Below are 20,577 nucleotides of genomic sequence, written 5' to 3' on the forward strand. Positions count from 1 at the left end.
AGTTAACCATTATTCAATATACTGATCAACTTATGGTTAATTATATCAGTATAACGGAAACAAAACAATAGTTTCGTTTAAAAAAACGCATATACTTTCTTATTATAAATCTTTTTAAACATTAATAGTCCAAAAATAAGAACTATTAAAGCGATACCTATCAATAAAAATAACAACGTCTGTAACATTTCATTTGTTCTAGGTAATAGTTCACTCACAGTTGGTTTGACTTCTGGCTTATACACAGAAGGCTTAATTTTATCTTTTTTTATATCATCTTTCGAGAAATGAACGTTTACCTCTGTATCACCTTCTTTTTTAGGATTATTTTGTTGGTCTTGAGCATAAGAAAACGTATTAGTACACAACAAACCAAACATCAATAAGACAACAGTTATAACTCTTTTCCTCATAAAACATCCTCCTTTTTATATAAAACTTCTTATGTAAAAACTTCTATTTGTTGTTTTAGTAATGAGAACAAATAGATAATTAACCCTATATCTGACAACGAGATAATTAAAAGTAAAAAATTAAAAATATAATTTAATTTTTTTAATTTTAACTTTTTAATTAAAAAATGATCTTTTGAAAAACTTATCAAAAAGATAAGCAATGAAATTATTGCTATCGTCGATAAAATAAAAATCCATAAATAACTAGCCACGTTTAAGCTCCCCTTTTTGATTTGCTTTTTTTATTTTTCCTTGATTTTTTCTTATTTTTGAGCATTTTCTCCATTTTTTTTCGTCTAGTAATTAAGTAAACAGTGATTACCAATAAAACTACAGCTTGTATTACTGCTGTTATTTTTATCCACATTGGTGTTACAATTTTATAATCACTTTTTTCATTAATATCATCAGCCATTTTCCCTGAAATTGTGAAGTTTTCATCGAATTTCCATTCGTGCTGATCATTTTTAATAGTCATTTTATAATTAAATTCACCAGATGGAATCTGGGCTAACCCAAAATCCATCCCAAAATCAAAATTACTATTTGGGGCCATTGAACCACCTTGAATCTCTTTTTCTTTTATTTTTTTCCCTGTTTTTTTCTCTGTGATAACAGCATTTATTTTCATATTTTCAATCGTATATGGATCTGGATTTTGTAAATTTGCTACTATCGTTCTTTGCCCATTAATTATTGTTGGTTTGACTTTCGTCAACTTTATTTTCTCTCCTGTATTAAACGGGTCTCCATTATTAGCTAGAATCACACCCACGTTATATCCTGCGCGACTCGCCATTGGACCATCTTTCTTTGCTCCGTCAAGAAGAAATTCTATTGCCCCTAACTTAACACCTTCATATGGTTTTTCTGGTGCCTTTATTTTAAAAACAACCTTTTTTTCTTCGCCTTTAGCCAATTTAATTGATGGCGTTTCAGTTGATATTAATTCGCTTAGAGGATTTTTTAATGTTTCTTCCTTTGGTACCTTTTCTGGATAAGCATAATTTATTGATGTATTAGCTGATGTATACGCGTTTTGATATTTAACACTTATACTCACTTCCTCATCTCCAGTTGATCTGACAACTGTTTCGATAGTCTGTTCTTGCCCTGGTTCTGTTTTTAAATAGAACATGCTGATTTTAGGATCAATCTGCTTACTATTTAGTACCGGTTCTACTGAAAATCCTAATCCCATTTCAGTATCTTTCTTAGGGTCTGCTGCACTAACGGTCATAGCGCATGATAAACTTATTACTAATAAGACAAAGCTCATTCCTATTTTTTTCATTTTCATATCAACAATAATCTCCTTAATCCATACATTTTAATTAAGCTTTTTCCTCAACAACTAATTCTATTCTATACGTTTTATCAGATTCTAAAAGAATATTACCGACAAGTACCAATTCTTTTTTAGCAAAATAGGCAGCTTTTGTATTTTCGTATTTGTTCAATAATACTTCTGCGGTTTCTTTATCTTTTATACCTTTTTTCTCAAACACTACATCCCCATTGATATAGCTATATCTTGTTTTACTGATTGTATATATTATAAAATTTAATGTAAAGGAAATTAATATTAGAACAATAAACAGCATCCAAAAGCTATTTACTAAACTTAATATTAACATTACTGCCAAAAATATTATACTAATTTTTAAAAAATTAGATAGATGCTCTTCAAAAAACACCTGTATTCTTAAATATTGTACTGCCAGCATATGTATAGAAACTAAGAAAAAGTAACTTACTAATGTAATTACTGTCTGAGTCCCTCGATAATAGAATAATTCTAGTAACTGAATATCTTTTTTTGCTCCTACCGTGATCATATCCATTGCATCTGAGTAATAATTATAAAAATAAAACATATATGCACACCACAGTACTAAAAGAGTTAAAGAAATTATAATATATTTTTTCGTAAACTTAATCTTGTCATTTTTCATGATTTCAATCAAACACACCTTTTTTTATTTTTTCTTTTCCATTATATTACTTTTTATCTTTTTATTCAATGTTAGGTCTTTCATTTCCAACACAAAAACTTATTGAAGTCTAAAAAACACTTAATTATTTATTTATTAAACAATATCGTTTCTTTAGCGAACGTTTTATTTCTAAGTTTTAATTGACTTTCCCCATTTTTTTTATTACTAGGTACTAATTCATAGTAAAACATTTTTTCTAATTGATTATTTGGAAAAGCTTCTTTTTTTGCTTCTTCTGTATAATTAAGGACCATCTTTTCAGAATCGTCACTTTTCAATTGATAAAATTTAATTTTTTTTAACTCTTCAATCATTTCATTAGAAACACCTTTTTTATTAACTTCCAAACTAGGCTGTACATTTTTTGTTTTGTAACGATTAACCCCAACAGGACGCAAAACGCCTTCAAATACCAACGTTAAATTAGGGTTATTTTGTATTTTTCTTATCTCGAATCGTGTTTTTTCATTATTATTTTCAATTTTGTAAGTGCTTGATTCGGCTTCTGTCCAAACTCCCTCGATTTTATAATTAAAAGGAGCATAGTTTATGATTCCCCAAGAAAGAATAACAACGCTGAGTAGTATAATAAAGACAAGACCAAATTCAATATATTTTTTTCCATTATGCTTTTTTTGTAGTTCCGCTAGTTCAAGTTCTTCCTCTTCAGATAATAGATTTTCGCATTCATCCATTACATTTTCTCCTGTTTTATATCTTTTTTATGTTTCTTATTGTGTTTCACTTTTTTACTTCCATTTTGTTTTTTTCTATTTTTTTTCTTTTTCTTCAATTCTCTTCGTCTTTTTTCTTCTTTATTTTTCTTTATTTTTCTTAAAATGATATAAGCAAGTACGATTACAATAATAATTACAGAACCAATTATAATAATAAATATTGTATTATTTTTATCTAAATCAATTGCTTTCTCGTTTAATTTCTTCGCTTCCACTGTCGTAATCTCAAATTCTTTATCCCATTCCCATTTTTGACCTGTTTCTTTAGATTCTGCTGTCATATGTATTCTATAATCGCCAGATTTAAAAGGTTGGCTTTCCCAACTAATATTAAAGTTAAAATTTGAATTAGGAGCCATTCGATATTTTTCAGCATGGCCTCGATGTAATGGTTCTTTTCCATCTTTTTTAAATACTTCTGCGCTATATGTTATGTCATTTAATATTTGAGGTTGTTTATTTTGAATATTAGCTTTAACAACATTACGTCCACCGGTTTGACTTGCGAAAACTTTTTTCAACTGCAATTCAGCATACATGTCCTTATCTGTTTCACTCAGAACAATGCTAGTAGTATAAATTATTTCATTTTTTATACTCATTCCTGATGATTTCTCTTTTTTTTCTTTTTCAGGTTCTATTGATGAGATTTTAACAGCTCCTGATATTATTCCGTCAAATTTTGTTGAAGGCATACTTAATTTTATTTTTACTATCTCTTTTGTCTTTGCTTTAACTGTAACTTCCTTAGGCGCTTCTGCTATATCTGTTAATCCTATTTTCAGACTATCATCTTGCTTATAGTCATTTGTCGGTACGGAGTAGTTAATAACACCTACATCATTTGTTGTAGCGTTATTTAGTTCGATTTTAACTTTTTGATCTTTATCAGTTGTATTGCTTAATTCATATTCTAACTCTTGTGTCTGATTTGGTTTCATGCGCAAATCGAAATAAGTGACATTTTTATTATGTTGGTTATCCGGCAATATGGCATTAGCCGAAATCGCTAAGGTTTCTTCAGCATTAACTTGCCTTATATTAAAAGTTAAAAGAAACAGAAGAACCAGCATAAATTTAGCTGTCTTATTTATTTTTTTCATTTTTTATTTTTCACCTTAAGTTTTTTTAATTTCTAATTTAAAGCATAAAAAGATATTGACCTACCAATATCTCTTTATACATAATAAACTTTTTGTATTTCATTTTAATATTTTAGTAATTTTTTTATTACTGTACGTTCCCTAATTCCCATTTAAGTGTAGCGCTGTATTCTTTTTTAGGTTGTGGCATATCTGAACTAGGTACAAATAATCTAATCGATTCATATGCACTCGCTTCACTATCTGTATTAAAGAATTGATCATAAGCCTTATCATTTTTATAATTTTCTGCAAAAACTAAAGAAGATGACGATCCGTCTGAATCACTACCTTTTCCTTCTTTAGTATTCATTAATGAAACTTTTTGATCAGGTATTAGCGAAACATATCCTTGATTGTCCACTTCACCTACCGGAGTATTAAATATAGAATTGGCATCAGATTCTGTTGTTTTATCTAAAAGATTATTTCTTAATGAAAAATCTTTTAATTCTATCCTTGTATTAGTTAACTCACCCACACCAGCTTCAGCTGAAGCAAATTTTGAAGCAGTTACTGAAACTTGATACGCTTCTTTTGTGCCTCTTAAATTGATTACTTGTAAGAATGGTGGCAGATATTTTATTTTACGTCCATCCTCTGCATCAAAATCTTTACCCTCTGTATAGTCTTGATATTTTATAGGTTGATTTAAATTATGTCGCTCGTCTTTTGTAGATATACGAACTTTTCCAAAGTTTAAATTCGGTACAAATGAAAAGCCAAATTCCCCATCTACAGTTATTGATCCTTCACTTTTAGGTATTGTTATCCATTGATTATATGTGCCTGGTTTTATAATGTTAAACGGGCCATTAATATTTGGATCTTTAGGTTTTTCAAATTCAACTTTCCCATTTGTTTCACCACTTGCAGCAAATGTTTTTGTTCCTACCAATGTAGCAGAAATCAAACATAAGCCTAAAGCTAAAATCGCATGATTTTTTTTCAATTTAGTCTCTCTCCTTTTACTAGTTAGTGTTCTCTAGATTCCATGTAATTGTTGAACTATAAGCTTCTTTCTTAGGCGTATCCGAAGCTGGTACAGTTAATACAACTGACTTCATTTCTGAAGTAGAGGCAATCGCCTTATTTGGAGCATAATCTTTTTCAAATACTACAGATGATGCATTTCCTAATGTTTTATCGCCATCGGCACTTGAAAACACTTCGACTGGTCCACCTGAAGTTGGTATCTCCAAAGCTGCTCCTTCGGGAATAGAGATTAAACCTTGTTCTACAGCGTCCACATTACCATCATCACTATCTAATGAATTGTTTCTAGCGCTCATATTTGATAATTTAATTTTACTGTTAAGTAACTCATGATTACTCGTTGCGCTTTTGAACAACGATGCAGAAACTGTTACTTTATATTTCTTATTAGTACCACTCTCATTAATAACCTGAACAAAAGGAGCAATATATTTCTTTGTCGCATCATCTTTAGTAGTATAGCTAACAGGTTTTGCAAAATAATTCTGATCAGTAACAGAAATCTTAGCTGTTCCAAAATCTAAAGATGGGATAAAAGAAAATCTTATTCCTCCGTTACTTTTACTTCCAGATTCACTATCCATTGTAATAAACTTATCTTTAGTACCTGGTTTAATTAAAGTTAATGCATCTCCTTCTGGTCCTGTTCCTTCAGTAAAGTTAACCTTACTTTTAGTTGTTGCAGCATGAACAGACGTTGTCCCTACACTAAGTATTGTTAGCGCAGTAACTGAACAAATCAATGATAATTTAGTTAATTTCATTAATATTCACCTCTCCTTTAAATAAATAAAAATCGTTAATAATAGTATGTTAATTCCTATTAGTAAACAGAAATCATCTATTATTGTTTTTAAACTCCTCCTTTCGTACAATTTCAAAAAAACAAACTACACATCACTATATTACCATATAAATTATCAGAAAAGAATTATTTACTTATATTTTTTATATGTTCTTTTATGATTATAAATCCCCATTTTTTTGATAGATTTTTTATAAATAACGTTTCTTTTATTTTTCTATATTACTATCACTTAATAAGTACTCGCCTTACAGTAATTAAATTAATTTACTTTATTAAAAAAAACATTCATTTTTAAGTAATCAACTTTTATTCTAGTTAAAATTTAAATATCACAAAAAACTATAAAATAATTATGATTTCAACAAATCAAAATTTTATATTATTTGTTAATTTTTTAAACATATAAAGATACAACAAAAAATAGCGAATCTTTTATGATTTCGCTACTTTTTTATTATTAATATAGATTTTTTACCCCAACACCCTCAATTCCTTAGGATAATGATTCAAATTCTCACAACCATCTTCCGTTGCGATCACTAGATCTTCGATTCTGACCCCAACTTCACCTGGGATATAAATACCTGGTTCAATTGAGAAGATATTACCAACTTTAACCTCTTTGTGATTAGCACCTGAAACGTCACCCGCCTCATGACACTCCATCCCGATAAAATGACCTGTACGATGAGTAAAGTATTCACCATATCCTTTTTCTGTAATATAATCACGAGCGGCTGCATCAATTTCTGCAAACGTCACACCTGGTTTTACCTTGGCTATGGCACGTTTATTTGCTTCTAAAACCGTTTCATAGACATCTCTGTTTTTTTCAGAGACTTCTTTATAGAAGAAAGTACGTGTCATATCTGAACAGTACCCATTTTTTACACCACCGATGTCAATAATAATACTATCTCCTACTTTTACTAGACTATCATCATTCATATGATGAGGGTCTGCACCATTAGCTCCATAAGCAACTATCGGATCAAATGAAACGCCAGAGTTACCTAACTCTTTATAAATATCAATTAATTTTTCGGTCATTGCTAATTCTGTTAATTTTTCAGGTACTAAATCAGCTAGTCTTCCTACAGCTGTATCATTATCTATCGAAACATCACGCATTTTTTGTTTTTCGTCTTCTGATTTGATGGCTCTGACATCGTCTGTAATATCAGAACTTAATACAAATTGACTCACTTCTTTATTCACTTTCTTCATTAATGATAATAAAAACTCAGCTGACCATTGTTTATCTACAGCAATTAACTGTTCTTGATTTAACTGCTCTGCTAAGATAGCCATTCCTTTGCCTTCATCCGTATCATCTACTTTGATGATTGGCATACCAATTTCTGCTTCTTGAATCGGGAATAATTGATTAATAATAGCGACATGTTTCTTATCTTCCTTCAATATTAAAGCAGCTAATCTTTCACCTGCTTCAATCATCGTTCCTGTTAAGTAAAAAATAGTCATAGGATCTGAGATAACTAATTGGGGCATTTGTCTAATTTTCATCTCTTTTAGTACGTTTTCTAATCTTTCTTCAAACATTTTTTGACCTCCTTTTATTAAAAGAGACACCAAGAAAAATTCTTAGTGTCTCTTTTCTATACCCTTATTGTACTTGATAGCGGCACACACCGTCTAGGTATGTCGCTTCTAAATCTAAAGAATTTGATAAAACAATAAAATCAGCAGCACGTCCGCGAGTAATACTACCACAGACATCTTCCATTTTACAGCTAACAGCAGGAACAAACGTCGCCATCATGATCGCTTCTTCTGGTGTGGCGATACCCCATTCAACCACATTTTTAATCGCTTCTTTTAATCGCAAGATGCTTCCAGCTAAGTTACCTTCTTTCATGCGAGCTGTTCCCTGTTTAACCGTTACAGGAAATTCTCCTAACATATAATCCCCATCTGGCATCCCACCAGCCATCATACAATCAGTAATTAAAGCGACATGATCATGGCCTGCTTTCTCCATCAAGATATTAGCTGCATCTGGATGAACATGATGCCCATCACAAATCAATTCAGAGAAGACATGTTTTAAGTTCAGTGCAGCACCTACCATACCAGGCTCACGGTGATTTAAACCACGCATTCCATTAAAGGCATGTACAAAAACACTTGCTCCGCATTCTACTGCTTCTGAAGCCTCTGCCAGAGTTCCATTACTATGCCCAAGAGCGACAACCACACCACTATCTGTCACTTCTTTAACAAATTCAGACACACCCTCACGTTCTGGTGCCAAAGCTATTTTTTTGATAATTCCACCAGAAACTTCTTGCCATTTATTGAATATATTAATATCTGGATCAGAAAAATAACCTGGATTTTGTGCCCCTTTGTATTCTTCCGTAAAGAATGGACCTTCAAAGTAAATTCCTTGAATTTTCGCACCTTTCACATCCTTATGTACGTCTCCAATTGTTTTAGCAACTAGTGTTAATTGCTCACGACTTGAAGTTAGGGTCGTTGGTAGAAATGAAGTGACACCACAAGATAATAAGTCTTCGGACATTTGTTTGATACCCTCAGCATTAGCGTCCATCACATCATTATTTTTAAAACCATGTATATGAGTATCCACCAAACCAGGTGCAATCCATTTTCCTGTATAATCGATTAATTCAGTTGTATTTTCCGGTTTCTCTTTTGTAATTTTTCCAAAATGTCCCTCTGTAATATCTAAATAACCTGGGCCTTCTATTCCACTTGTTAAGAAAAATTTATCTGCGTAAATTACTTTTTTCATCGACAAAACTTCTTTCTATATTTATTACCTTAAAATTATCACTAAATCCTTTTTTCGTCAAGGATTGGTCTATACAACGATTTGTGAATATAATTTCATAACTGGATATCGAACATTATACGATATTTTTGGTTTTTTTTTGTTTAAATCACTTTTATTATACAATTAATATGGTATAATAATGCCATTCATTCGTTGCATTCATTATTATTTAAATACATCATTAAAGATGGGAGCGCTGTCCTTTGGAAATTAATAGTAAAGTAAACTTCGATTGGCAAGGTAGCCAATTTGAAGGAATTATTGAAAAAGAATACGAAAACTCAGTTCTAATTGCTGTTGTTAACCCGACAACAGAATTAAAAGAAAAATATTTAAGCCGTTTAGTTGTCAGTAAAAAGATTTGCCAGATATTAGTTTAATAAATAAAACAGCAAGCTGAGAACAGCTTGCTGTTTTATTTTTGTTTGTAGTTATGTAAAAAATTACCTAATGCATCTGTGGTCATTTTCAACTCATCTACTTTTGGCAAATAAACAATTCTAAAATGATCTGGTGTTGGCATATTAAAGCCTTTACCATGAACTAATAAAACATGTTTTTCATGTAAAAAATCCAAGACAAATTTTTCATCATCTAAGATATTAAATTTTTTTGTATCTATCTTAGGAAAAATATAAAATGCTGCTTTAGGTTTCACTGCTGTTATTCCCGGTATATCGTTTAAAGCTTTTGTTATAAATTCCCTTTGCTCATAAATCCGACCTCCTGGCAAAAGTAAATCATCCACACTTTGAAAGCCACCAAGAGCCGTTTGAATAATTTGCTGAGATAAAACGTTAGAACATAGTCGCATTGACGCTAACATATTTAAGCCTTCAATATACCCTTGAACATATTTTTTCTCCCCACTGATAACCATCCAGCCACATCTAAAACCCGCCACACGATGTGATTTTGATAAACCGTTAAATGTCACGACACATAAATCAGGAGCCAATGTTGCTATAGAAACATGTTCTAACCCATCCATGACAAGACGATCATAAATCTCATCTGAATAAATTATTAATTGGTGTTCTCTGGCTACTTTGACAATTTCTATTAATAACTCCTTCGGATAAAGAGCGCCAGTAGGATTATTAGGGTTAATTAATACGATGGCTTTCGTCCGAGTAGTAATCTTACTTTTAATGTCGGCAATATCCGGGTACCACTCTGCCTGCTCATCGCACATGTAATGAACAGCATGTCCACCTGATAAAGTAACTGCTGCTGTCCACAATGGATAATCCGGCATTGGTACCAGTACTTCATCTCCGTTATCAATCAATCCCTGCATAGACATCGTAATTAATTCACTTACACCGTTTCCAGTATAAATATCATCTATGGAAACATTGGGAAATCCCTTTAGTTGGCAATATTGTTGAATCGCTTTTCTAGCTGAGAAAATACCCTTAGAATCAGAATATCCTTCTGACAGCCTTGCATTAGTAATCAAATCATCAATCACTTCATTAGGTGCTTTAAAATCAAACGCTGCTGGATTGCCTGTATTTAATTTAATTATATCAATACCACGTTTTACCATTCTGTCAGCTTCTTCTAATACAGGTCCACGAACATCATAGCTAACATGATCCAATTTTGACGATTTATTATAATATTTCATCCCTTATCCTCCCCAAGTGAGCCCTACTTCTTTTTATAAAATACCCTTACTCTCATCATATTGCAACTTTTTTTTAATAATATTACTAAAATTTATTAATCTTTAGGTTGCCATCGGATATTAGCTTCTGCACAAACAGCTTCATTTACTAACACTTGATGGAGACTAAGTTCTGTTTCACCTTGTTGATAGCTACTATCTACTATTTCACCATATCTAATTTCTTTATTGAATTTAATCGAAATAGCCACCGGAATATAATCACTCATCCAATCGATATCTACGACATCTAGCATCCAATCTAAATAAACAGCATTGTTAACATGTTGATTATCATCGATATCATAGTATCTAACAAGATAGTCTTTCTTAGCTTTCACTTCTTCAACAGGTAGTATTTTTTCACCACGTTTAATTCGTTTGATTTTTTCAGACTCAAAAGGGGCGACTATTTCATCAAGAACACTTCCCATTTTACGAGCCTTTAAGTCCATCATAGCAAATGTTGTTTCCATCAAGACACATTCATTGCCCTCTTCATCATGAATCCAAAATTTTCGATAGCAAAAAAACTTATTATAACTAGTAGCTTCTGTTGTCAAAGCAACTGTTTCTCCTGATTTAGGCAGTCTAATTATCTTTATATCATGCTGTAGAATAATCCAACCTAAACCAAATGAATGAACATAAGCATCACTTACGCCCAACTCTTCGCTTTGACTACCCGATATTTTGATTAAAATTTTGACTAACGTTGGGATTTTAAGATAGTCACTCCGATCGCATTCGTAAGATGGTATTGTATATTTCTCAGTGTATTTTTTTGCCACAATGGTTACCTCTTTTTTCAATATTTTATTTATGATACTATCATACCAAAATTATTCTCCTTCATGCTATCAATTTACTTTGCACAAACTTCACTTCTTCTAACCGTTATGATTGCTTTGTCTACGCAATACAAGTAAAATATAGAATGAATATTATGATTAGAAAGTAGGCTATGCTATGTCACAAGATAACAAAGCGTTATTTATTATATTTGGCGGCACTGGGGATTTAGCTAAAAGAAAACTCTATCCCTCTTTATTTAGATTGTTCCGTAAAGGAAATATTAATAAACATTTTGCAGTCATCGGAACAGCTCGTCGCGAGTGGTCAGATGATTATTTTAGAGAAATCGTAGCAGAGTCCATCGAAACATTACATCCAACGAAACAAGAAATAAATGATTTCACTTCTCACTTCTACTATCAATCACATAATGTGAATGACACAGAAGAATATCAAGTGTTGGGTACATTAGCCAACCGTTTAGATGAAGAGTATCAATTAGATGGTAATCGTTTATTCTATCTTGCTATGGCACCTAGATTCTTTGGTACCATTTCTAAGCATATTAAATCAGAACAGATCATGACTGAAACAGGTTTTAGTCGTTTAATTATTGAAAAACCTTTTGGAACAGATTACCAAACAGCTGAACAACTTAATCATGAAATCGGAGCTGCCTTTAAAGAAGAACAAATTTTCCGGATTGATCATTATTTAGGTAAAGAAATGGTTCAAAATATTTCTGCTGTTCGTTTTGGAAATAATATTTTCGAATCACTTTGGAATCACAAGTATATTGAAAGTGTCCAAATTACCTTAGCTGAAAGTCTTGGCGTAGAAGAACGTGGCGGTTATTATGATCAAAGTGGCGCTTTAAAAGATATGGTTCAAAATCACATCTTACAAGTTGTTTCCCTACTTGCTATGGAACCACCTACTATTTTTTCAGAAGAAGCAATTCGAACAGAAAAAATTAACGCATTAAAATCTGTAAGAATCTACGATGAGCAAGCTGTCAAAGAGTCTGTCGTTCGTGGTCAATATGGACAAGGCTCATTAGGTGATCACTCATTTTCCAGTTACAGAGATGAACCTGGCGTGGAAGAAAATTCTCAAACTGAAACCTTTGTTGCTGCAAAATTCATGATTGATAACTTTAGATGGGCTGGCGTTCCTTTTTACGTTCGAACTGGAAAGCGACTAACAGAAAAAGGAACTCGTATTAATATTGTCTTTAAATCGACACCCATTAATGTCTTTAGAGAAGAAAACGATACTAATACTAATTTACCAGAAAATATCCTTACGATTTATATTCAACCAACAGAAGGTTTTTCCTTAACATTGAATGGTAAGGAAATTGGTGACGGCTTTAATATAGATCCAGTAAAATTAGATTATCGCCATTCACAAGAAAACTTAGACAATAGTCCAGAAGCATATGAAAAACTGATACTAGATTGTCTTAAGGGAGACGCAACAAACTTTACCCATTGGGATGAAGTAGCAACCTCTTGGAAGATAGTTGATATCATTCGCCATACATGGGATAAGGAAACTGAGCAAATTCCTAACTATCCAGCTGGTTCTATGGGACCAAAATGTGCCTTTGATTTGTTAGAAAAAGAGGGCCATAAATGGGTTTGGGAGCCTGATACTTGGTATAAAAATAAAGGGCAACTAAAGGATTAATATCATCTTCCTTTTCATAAAAAAATAAAGACTGTGGCATAAAGTTTAAAATACTCTTTATGCCACAGTCTCTTTATTTAAGTTTTATTTCCTACTTTTAAACTAGGATCTAGTCGTCTCTCTACTAGACCAAGCAACCAATCCGCGACAATCGCCATTAAAGCTGTTGGTAACGCTCCTACTAAAATAATCGCTGTTCCATCAGTTGCATTAGTTCCTCTAATGATAATATCTCCTAATCCACCGGCACCAACGAAAGATCCAATTGCTGTAATTCCTATTGCAACAACTAAAGCATTTCTGATTCCGGCCATAATAACTGAAATTGATAATGGTAATTCAATCATATATAACCTTTGAAATTTAGTCATTCCCATCCCTTTTCCAGCATCTAAAATATTTTCATCAACTTGTCTCATCCCTGTATAAGTATTTGAAATAATCGGGAGCAACGAATATAGAAATACAGTGACTATTACTGTATTAACTCCTAATCCTAGCCCTAACATTAAGATAGATACCATAGCAAGGGAGGGAATTGTTTGAATCACATTTGCCATTCCAATTACCCATCCAGCCATTTTTTTACGTCTAGAGATTAAGATACCTACTGGAATTCCTACAATTGCTGAGAAAATAACACCATAAATTGAGATTAAGAAATGCCGAATAAACTGAGTTAAAACATAGCCGCCATTTTGTTGCAGATAGTAAATAAATTGCTCAAGAACATTCATATTTTCCATTAGTTATCATCTCCTTCAAAGAAGTTGTTATCCCTTAAAAATTGACGTGCAACGTTTTCAGGTTCTAACAGATTGTTATCTGCTTCATAATTCAGCTGCTGCATTGTTTCTGTATCAATTTTTCCAGATAATTTTTCTAATATGGGTTTTAATTCTGGTTTATTTTTTATTAATGTTTCACTCATAACAATACTAGCATCGTATGGCGGAAAAAATTTTAGATCATCTTCTAAAATAACTAAATCATAGCTTGATATTCGTCCATCAGTTGAATAACCTAGCACAACATCCATTTTTTCAGCCGCAACTGCATCATAAACAAGACCTATTTGCATCGGATAAACTTTTTTAAAACTAACATCATAGGTGTCAGAAAATGCTTTATACCCATCGCCATCTCGATTGATCCATGACGTATCGACGCCAGCAGTTAACTCTCCAGCCACATTTTTTAAATCACTAATTTTCTCTAATTTATATTTTTCAGCTGTTTTTTTAGAGACCATAAATGCATATGTATTGGCAAAGCCATAAGAAGGTAACCACTCTTGTTGATAACGTGATTTAAATTCTTTTGAGACAATTTCGAAAGCTTTTTTAGGATCTTTTTCTGGTTCTAAATTTAGTGTTCCACTAAGATCTGTTCCAGTATAACGTCCCGCAGAAATATTAATATCTTCATTAACCATTGCATTATGAGCAACAGTACTCGTACCTAAATTATTAATCATTACTACTTTCTCATCCGTATAATGTTCAATCATTTGTTTCGTTAGATTAGCTAATATTTGATTTTCACTTGTCGCCATTGAACCTATTGCAATCGTTTCTTCACTTCGATTGGCCCCGCCTAAACCAGGAAAACTACAGCCACCCAACCAAAATATAGCACTTGAAATAATTATTAATCCAAAAATAGATTTTTTTTTCATTAAATACTCTCTCCTTTCTTAACGGGAGATAGTTTCTTTTCTAATAGACCTAATAAAAAATCACTTAATAACGCTAAAATGATGACCGGGATTGTTCCACCTATAATTAGTTCTGGTTTATATAAATTTAATCCCCCAAAAATCATATCACCTAAACCACCACCGCCAATATAAGAAGCTAGCGTGGCCCAAGCTATCACATAAACTGTACCTAAACGAATACCACTCATAATTGTTGGTAAAGCTAAAGGAAACTCAACATGACGGATTAACTCAAAATTTGTCATTCCCATGCCTCTTGCAGCATCTACCAAATTGGCGTCTACATTTTTAACACCCAAGTAAGTATTTCTTAAAATAGGAAGTAAGGAATAAATGAAAAGTGCGACTATTGCCGTCTTTTTTCCAACACCGAATAAAGGAATGAACATTGTTAATAATGCTAAAGAAGGGATTGTTTGAAGTAAACTAGCTAAACCAATAACAAAATATGCTATTTTTTTAGTTCTTGTCAAGGCTATGCCTAAAGGAACGGCAACAATAATACCAAAAAACAAAGCAACAAAAGAGATATACAGATGCTCTCCTGTTTTTACCACTAAATCATTACCATATACTTGTAAAAAGTGTTCCATTATAACCCCTCCTGTTCACTATCAGGCGAAGTTGCTTGCTCTAATCCAGAAACACCATCATCTTCTCCCCATATTGTTTCATAAACCATATCAACTAAAGAAGAACGCGTAATAATTCCTACTAGATGTTTATTTTCATCAACAACAGGTACATATTTTAAACCACGTTTTAGAATTTTTTGAATGGCATCTCGTAATAATGCTTTTTTTCGAATGAAAAATACATCTGGATTAATAACATCTCCAACAATAGTTGATTTCCCACGTTGATCATTAATTGTTTCTACATCAATAAAGCCTTTTAAAACATGACGATTATCAACAACAAGTAGCGTATCAACACGTTTTTCACGCATTAATCTGATAGCTTCAGATAAAGATTTTTCTGGTGTAATAGAAACAGCTTTCTGCGTCACCACTTCTCCAACAGTAATGTAATCTTGTTGAGTATGAATCAATCGTTCTTCTCCAATTAATTCACGCACAAAGTCATTCGCTGGGTTTCTCAAAATATTTTCTGGCGTATCACATTGAACCACTTCTCCATGACTCATAATGACTATTTTAGTGGCTAATTTCAGTGCCTCATCCATATCATGAGTAACAAAAACAATTGTTTTACCCATTTTTTCTTGTAACTCTTTTACAAAATCTTGTAGCGCATCACGCGTAATTGGATCCAGTGCCCCAAAAGGTTCATCCATTAAAATAATATTTTGATCTGCTGCCAATGCTCGAACAACACCAATTCTTTGTTGTTGACCTCCTGAAAGTTCATGAGGATAACGATCTAACATCTCAACAGGTAACTCTACCAAACGAATCATTTCCTCAGCAATCTTCGCTCTTTCTTGCTCTGACCATTTAAGTAGTTTGGGAACAAGAGTGATATTATCTCTAATTGTCATATGTGGTAGTAAACCGATATTTTGAATAACATACCCTACACTACGTCTTAACTCTACAGGGTTAATTTGTTGTATGCTTTTCCCATCAATTAAAATTTTCCCAGATGTTGGTTCAATCATGCGATTAATCATCCGCATTGCAGTTGTTTTTCCACTTCCACTTGTTCCTATAAAACAGATGAATTCGCTATCTTCAAAGGATAGTGAAACATCTGATACTGCTTTTTTATTACCTTTATATACCTTAGTAACATTTTGAAATTCAATCATTTTAACATCCCCTTTTCTATTAAAATTAAGTAAGTACACTATCAATGATGCACGAAAAAAATACTGAATGCAAATGATACCCCTTCCACCACAATTCAAAAAAACCTAAGGACTACGCTCATGTCCTTAGGTTTCTCTATTTTCTTATTCTAATCCTTCAACTAATGCTTCCGGGAAATTTTCTTCAACAATTGTCGCACAACGATGACAAAGGTTTTCTAATTTTTCATGACTACCTACATCTTCTTTAATAGCACGACAACGTTGACAAGTTTCTCCTGTTGCATGTTCAACTAAAACTGACATATTATCAAATTTAATCGCATTTTCAGGTACTTCAGCATTAACAGAAGCCACTTCAAAACCTGAAACGATTAATACTTGTTCTAAGTTTGTATTTAAAGCTTCTAATAACACTTTAATTGGTTCACTTGGATAGATGGTTACTTTCGCTTCAAATGATTTACCAATTAATTTTTCAGTACGTGCTTCTTCTAGAGCTTTTAAAACATTATTTCGAACATCCATAAAATTATTCCATAAATCTAAAATTTCTTCTTGATCTGGATAAACTGTAAATCCAGGAAGTTCAGCTAATTGAACAAACTCTTCTTCCTCTTGTAAATACTCCCAGATTTCTTCAGCTGTATGAGGTAAAATTGGCGTCATTAATTTTGTTAATGCCACTAACACTTCATAGAAAACAGTTTGCATAGCACGACGTTCGTGATTATTTTCAGCTTCAATATAAACAACATCTTTGGCAAAATCTAAGTAGAAGGCTGATAATTCATTGTTACAGAAATTAACTAATCTCTTGTACACCGTTGAGAATGAATAACTGTCATAACCTTTTTCTCTGATTGTTTGAATTTCTTGATTCAAGCGAATCATCATGTATTTATCCACAGAACGTAAATCGTCATATGCCACAGCATTTACTTTTGCATCAAAATCTGATGTATTAGCAAGTAAAAAACGCATTGTGTTACGGATTTTACGATACACTTCCGCAATTGAATTCAATGTATTCATGTCCGCTTTTACATCTGACTCATAATCCACACTAGAAACCCATAGACGTAAAATATCTGCACCTAATTGATTCGTAACTTTACTTGGTTCAATCGTATTACCTAATGATTTACTTTGCTTACGACCTTGAGGATCTAAAGTAAAACCTTGTGAGATAACGGCTTTATAGGGTGAAACACCATTAATAGCCACACTAGTTGTAATACTAGAGTTAAACCAACCACGGTATTGGTCAGAGCCTTCTAAATAAAGATCAGCTGGGAATGATAAATTATCACGACCACGTAAAACAGCCTCATGTGATGAACCAGAATCAAACCAAACATCCATGATATCTGTTTCTTTTGTAAATTCTCCATTTGGACTTCCCGGATGAGTAAATCCTTCTGGTAATAACTCTTTAGCTTCACGTTCATACCAAACTCTTGAACCATGTTCAGCGAATAAATTAGCTACATGTTCAATAATTTCTGGTGTAATAATTGGCTCTTCATTTTCAGCATAGAAAATTGGTAATGGTACACCCCATGCACGTTGACGAGAAATAACCCAATCGCCACGGTCACGAACCATGTTATAAAGACGCGTTTTACCCCATGGAATAATCCAATCTACTTTTTCAACTTCTGATAAAATGTTATCTCTAAATTTATCAATTGATGCAAACCATTGTGCCGTTGCTCTAAAGATAACTGGTTTCTTAGTTCTCCAGTCATGTGGATAACTATGTGTAAAGAAGTCTAATTTAAGTAGAGCTTCTTTTTCTTCTAACAATTCAGTAATCATTGGGTTCGCTTTATCATAGAAAATTCCTTCAAAACCAGGAGCTTCAGACGTGAAACATCCTCTGTTATCCACAGGTGATAAAACATCTAAACCATATTTACGGCCAACAATGTAGTCATCATCCCCATGCCCTGGTGCTGTATGAACTAAACCAGTACCAGCCTCAAGGGTAACATGATCACCTAAAATTAATAATGATTCACGATCATAGAATGGATGTTGAGCTGTCATTCCTTCTAGCGCTTCACCCTTTAATTCTTCAATAATTTCAGGATTATTCCAACCAATAGCATTAGAAACTGTTTCTAGCAATTCTTTAGCAACCATATATTTTTTTCCTTCAACAGAAACAATTACGTAAGCAAAATCTTTGTTTACAGTAATAGCTAAGTTAGCCGGTAATGTCCAAGGTGTTGTTGTCCAAATAACAAAATTCACATCATCTGTTAGTTTGCCTTGACCATCTTTTACTTTAAACGCTACATAGATAGAAGCAGATTTAACATCTTTGTACTCAATCTCCGCTTCAGCAAGTGATGATTCACTTGATGGTGACCAGTAGATAGGCTTTAATCCTTTATAAATGTAACCTTTTTCAGCCATTTTACCAAAAACTCTAATTTGTGCAGCTTCGTAATCTTTTGTTAAAGTAATATAAGGATTATCCCACTCACCAGCAACTCCCAGACGTTTAAAGTCATCACGTTGTTTGTCTACTTGAGTTAAGGCGTACTCTTCACATTTTTTAAGGTATTCTGCGCGAGTCATTTCTTTACGTTTAATCCCTTTATTAGTTAAAACTTGTTCAATTGGTAAACCATGTGTATCAAATCCTGGAACATAAGGAGATCTAAAACCAGACATTGATTTCGAGCGAACAATAATATCTTTACTAATTTTATTTAAAGAATGGCCTAAATGGATATTACCATTAGCATAAGGAGGGCCATCATGTAAAATAAAAGTCGGTTTCCCTTGATTCAATTCTTGACGACGTTCATAAATTTTTTGTTCTTCCCAATTTTTTTGCCATTCAACTTCTCTGTTTGGTAAATTTCCTCTCATTGGGAAACCTGTTTTACCTAAATGTAGCGTTTCTTTTGTTTTCATATACAAATTCCTTTCCTTTTAAAAAATATATAAAAAAAGACCCCTCCCTATAAAGGGACGAAGTCTTCGTGTTACCACCCATGTTTATATTTGAAATAAATCAAATATTACTCTCTCATGATAACGGTCTTTAACCGGTATTGCTTAATTAAATTTCAACAATACATTAAATGAAGGATCTTTTCTGTATCAGAGTCTTATCAGGTTTTCACTACTCCTGACTCACTTAAAAGAATAATACAGACTTTTCTGTTTCATTTATTATTTTACACGACTACGGCTTGCACGTTCTGGACGGCCACCTTTTTTAGTCTCTTCTTTTATTTTTTCAGATTTCTTTTCTGGTTTTTCTTCTGGTAAAACAATCTCAGTTTCTTTAAATTCTGGCTTGACTTCAATAGCTACTGATGTTGGATCACTACTGTTAGCAGATTCAACCGCATCAAGTACTTCTTTAAATGCTGTATGGCTACTATCAACATACGCACCGAATGGTTTTAACAATTCATCCCACTCTTCACTTTTCACAATTTGTAGTTGAGATTCTAATAACACAGATAAATTTCTGTGGAAAACACGTGTTTTTTTCTTTAAATCATCTGTTTCTACAGCTAATTGGCGAGCACGTTCACTTGCTTCAAGTAAAATTTGATTCGCTTTGTTAGTTGAACCAGTGATTAATTCTTCACTCATTTTATTGGCATGAGCTAAAATATCTTCTGATTGTGCTTGAGCCTGTTGAATGGCTAAGTCACTTTCTTTTGTTGCATTTTCTTTTAATTTATCAGCTGTATCTTGTGCGACGATGATTGATTGATTCAATGAGTCTTTTAATTCATTGAAGTAACTCAATTTTTCTTCAGCTTGTTTGGCTTGCTTTTCAACTTCTCTATTTTCAGAAACTAATTTTTCCACATCTAGTGCGATTTGATCTAAGAAATCATCTACTTGATCTTTGTCATATCCTTTAAATTTTGATCCAAAACTTTTACTTGTAATATCGATTGGTTTTATTGACATTTCTTCACCTCATAAATAAG

General features: G+C 32.6%; 19 protein-coding genes. 2 read left to right on the plus strand and 17 right to left on the minus strand.

Annotation, left to right across the window (positions count from 1 at the left end; genetic code table 11):
• Positions 1–77 precede the first annotated feature (77 nt).
• The 9 genes from FM121_RS04550 to nagA form a co-directional block, all read right to left on the minus strand.
• Positions 78–413: a hypothetical protein gene (locus FM121_RS04550; protein ID WP_086950974.1), complete on the minus strand. Its 336-nt coding sequence runs from the start codon at positions 411–413 to the stop codon at positions 78–80.
• A gap of 256 nt (positions 414–669) precedes the next feature.
• A complete protein-coding gene (locus FM121_RS04560) occupies positions 670–1,755 on the minus strand; it encodes a DUF916 and DUF3324 domain-containing protein (RefSeq protein ID WP_086950976.1) in 1,086 nt (361 codons plus the stop codon).
• 34 nt (positions 1,756–1,789) lie between these two features.
• Complete coding sequence (locus tag FM121_RS04565; RefSeq protein ID WP_086950977.1) at positions 1,790–2,410, minus strand: hypothetical protein; 621 nt, start codon at positions 2,408–2,410, stop codon at positions 1,790–1,792.
• 128 nt (positions 2,411–2,538) lie between these two features.
• On the minus strand, positions 2,539–3,147 hold the full coding sequence (locus FM121_RS04570; protein ID WP_086950978.1) for a hypothetical protein: 609 nt from the start codon (positions 3,145–3,147) through the stop codon (positions 2,539–2,541).
• Positions 3,147–4,292, minus strand: a complete 1,146-nt coding sequence (locus FM121_RS04575; protein WP_086950979.1) for a DUF916 and DUF3324 domain-containing protein — start codon at positions 4,290–4,292, stop codon at positions 3,147–3,149. Before FM121_RS04575 ends, FM121_RS04570 begins: the two co-directional genes overlap by 1 nt.
• A gap of 127 nt (positions 4,293–4,419) precedes the next feature.
• Complete coding sequence (locus FM121_RS04580) at positions 4,420–5,283, minus strand: WxL domain-containing protein (protein ID WP_086950980.1); 864 nt, start codon at positions 5,281–5,283, stop codon at positions 4,420–4,422.
• A gap of 19 nt (positions 5,284–5,302) precedes the next feature.
• Entirely contained in the window at positions 5,303–6,091 is a 789-nt protein-coding gene (locus FM121_RS04585) for a WxL domain-containing protein (protein WP_086950981.1), read from the minus strand.
• Positions 6,092–6,606: 515 nt separating this feature from the next.
• Complete coding sequence (locus tag FM121_RS04590; protein ID WP_086950982.1) at positions 6,607–7,698, minus strand: M24 family metallopeptidase; 1,092 nt, start codon at positions 7,696–7,698, stop codon at positions 6,607–6,609.
• 64 nt (positions 7,699–7,762) lie between these two features.
• A complete protein-coding gene (gene nagA, locus FM121_RS04595) occupies positions 7,763–8,914 on the minus strand; it encodes an N-acetylglucosamine-6-phosphate deacetylase (RefSeq protein ID WP_086950983.1) in 1,152 nt (383 codons plus the stop codon).
• 245 nt (positions 8,915–9,159) lie between these two features.
• Between nagA and FM121_RS04600 the strand changes: the two genes are divergently transcribed.
• On the plus strand, positions 9,160–9,336 hold the full coding sequence (locus FM121_RS04600) for a DUF2187 domain-containing protein (protein ID WP_086950984.1): 177 nt from the start codon (positions 9,160–9,162) through the stop codon (positions 9,334–9,336).
• Positions 9,337–9,371: 35 nt separating this feature from the next.
• Here the strand turns inward: FM121_RS04600 and FM121_RS04605 are convergent, their stop codons facing one another.
• Together FM121_RS04605 and FM121_RS04610 are read right to left on the minus strand one after the other, a co-directional pair.
• The gene (locus FM121_RS04605) at positions 9,372–10,589 is read right to left on the minus strand and encodes a pyridoxal phosphate-dependent aminotransferase (RefSeq protein ID WP_086950985.1); all 1,218 of its coding nucleotides are present in this window, start codon (positions 10,587–10,589) and stop codon (positions 9,372–9,374) included.
• Positions 10,590–10,684: 95 nt separating this feature from the next.
• A complete protein-coding gene (locus FM121_RS04610) occupies positions 10,685–11,419 on the minus strand; it encodes an acyl-[acyl-carrier-protein] thioesterase (RefSeq protein ID WP_086950986.1) in 735 nt (244 codons plus the stop codon).
• 178 nt (positions 11,420–11,597) lie between these two features.
• Here FM121_RS04610 and zwf point away from each other — a divergent pair, with 178 nt between their 5' ends.
• Positions 11,598–13,115, plus strand: a complete 1,518-nt coding sequence (gene zwf / locus FM121_RS04615; protein ID WP_086950987.1) for a glucose-6-phosphate dehydrogenase — start codon at positions 11,598–11,600, stop codon at positions 13,113–13,115.
• Positions 13,116–13,192: 77 nt separating this feature from the next.
• Here zwf and FM121_RS04620 read toward each other — a convergent pair whose 3' ends face one another.
• The 6 genes from FM121_RS04620 to FM121_RS04645 form a co-directional block, all read right to left on the minus strand.
• Positions 13,193–13,861 carry an ABC transporter permease gene (locus FM121_RS04620; protein WP_086950988.1) on the minus strand — a complete coding sequence of 223 codons (669 nt, stop codon included), beginning with the start codon at positions 13,859–13,861 and terminating at the stop codon, positions 13,193–13,195.
• The gene (locus FM121_RS04625) at positions 13,861–14,793 is read right to left on the minus strand and encodes an osmoprotectant ABC transporter substrate-binding protein (protein ID WP_086950989.1); all 933 of its coding nucleotides are present in this window, start codon (positions 14,791–14,793) and stop codon (positions 13,861–13,863) included. Before FM121_RS04625 ends, FM121_RS04620 begins: the two co-directional genes overlap by 1 nt.
• Positions 14,793–15,428, minus strand: a complete 636-nt coding sequence (locus FM121_RS04630) for an ABC transporter permease (RefSeq protein ID WP_086950990.1) — start codon at positions 15,426–15,428, stop codon at positions 14,793–14,795. Before FM121_RS04630 ends, FM121_RS04625 begins: the two co-directional genes overlap by 1 nt.
• Positions 15,428–16,606, minus strand: a complete 1,179-nt coding sequence (locus FM121_RS04635; protein ID WP_086950991.1) for a betaine/proline/choline family ABC transporter ATP-binding protein — start codon at positions 16,604–16,606, stop codon at positions 15,428–15,430. The genes FM121_RS04630 and FM121_RS04635 overlap by 1 nt, the downstream gene beginning before the upstream one ends.
• Before the next feature lie 144 nt (positions 16,607–16,750).
• Entirely contained in the window at positions 16,751–19,537 is a 2,787-nt protein-coding gene (gene ileS, locus FM121_RS04640) for an isoleucine--tRNA ligase (protein ID WP_086950992.1), read from the minus strand.
• A 261-nt stretch (positions 19,538–19,798) separates the two neighbouring features.
• A complete protein-coding gene (locus FM121_RS04645; RefSeq protein ID WP_086950993.1) occupies positions 19,799–20,557 on the minus strand; it encodes a DivIVA domain-containing protein in 759 nt (252 codons plus the stop codon).
• Between the last annotated feature and the right edge of the window lie 20 nt (positions 20,558–20,577).

This window comes from Vagococcus fluvialis bH819 (assembly GCF_900163795.1).
Classification (GTDB): Bacteria; Bacillota; Bacilli; order Lactobacillales; family Vagococcaceae; genus Vagococcus; species Vagococcus fluvialis_A.